The following is a 1114-nucleotide window of genomic DNA, read 5'->3' as shown; positions in this document are numbered from 1 at the left end:
TTGAGGTCGGTGGGCAGCCGCTCGCCGGTGCTGGCGCGGCTGTGCTCCAGCATGCCGCGCACGATGCTGGCCGCCCGCTGCCCGTGGTGCGTTATTTTCGTCAGGTTCTGCTGAAGGTCATTCTGCAATTCGGTTTCCAGCTCGGCATCGGCAACAGCGCCCTTCTGGTGCTCCTCGCGCAGTTCGCCCAGCAGCTCGGTACTCACGTCGGCAAAGTTGGTGACGAAGTTGAGCGGGTTCTGAATTTCGTGGGCAATGCCGGCCGTCAGCTCGCCCAGGCTGGCCATCTTCTCGCTCTGGATCAGCTGGGTTTGGGTGATTTTCAGCTTTTGCAGGGTGGTGCGTAGCTCCTCGGTCTGCCGCACCAGCGAAGCCGTACGCTCCTCCACCAATTGCTCCAGCTCCTGGCTGCGTTCCTTAATTCGGGCCTCCAGCTCGTGCTCCAGCTGCTGTTGCTGCAGTAGTTTCTGCTGTTTGTAGGCTATCAGCGTGCCCACCACCAACCACACGATGCTGAAAAGCCAGTACAAATCAGCGGGCTTTCCGAGGTAAATAAGGCTGTTGATGAACTCGCTGGCATCTATTTGCAGTGCGTAGAACGCGAATTTGGTCAGGGCATGGAGGCCGAACGGGGCCAGCGCCACCAGCAGCGTCCGGGCCGGTTGCATAGCCCGCATCTGCACCAGTACCGCGCCGGCCAGCAGCACCATCAGGCCCACGTACACCGCATCAATCAGCCAGTGAACATCGGTATCCCAGCGGCTGCCCGCAAATTCCATCACCAGCAGCAGCGGAATGGCTACCGCCCACAGGTATTTCAGCAGCCGGTTGAGCCGTGGCGCCCGCTCGGGCAGCTCCAGAAAGTGCCGTAGCGCCAGGAAAACGAACAGCGAAACGAGGATGCTGGGGATGGGCGGGAAAATGATCAATTTCATAAGCAGGCGCAGCGGGAAAGAAAGAGGAGCTTATGAGGTGTGCGAATATCGTTGCCAGCCAGCCCGCACCTGAACCCCGGCTCAGCCCGGCAGCTCGATGATGAATTCGGTGCCTTTTCCTTCCTCGGTTTCGAGGCTGAGCGTGCCGTTGTGGCCCTTGGTGATGATGTCGTAGCTCA

The 1114-nt window shown here is 60.1% G+C and carries 1 protein-coding gene; it reads right to left on the bottom strand.

Annotated elements, in window-relative coordinates; all coding sequences use genetic code 11:
* Positions 1–935, bottom strand: a 935-nt coding sequence (locus H145_RS20390) for a histidine kinase dimerization/phospho-acceptor domain-containing protein (protein WP_019947539.1), incomplete at its 3' end; no start/stop codon positions are given.
* Positions 936–1114 lie beyond the last annotated feature (179 nt).

Origin of the sequence: Hymenobacter aerophilus DSM 13606 (assembly GCF_000382225.1) — a bacterium.
GTDB lineage: Bacteria > Bacteroidota > Bacteroidia > Cytophagales > Hymenobacteraceae > Hymenobacter > Hymenobacter aerophilus.
This window is presented reverse-complemented; position numbering and strand designations above follow the sequence as displayed.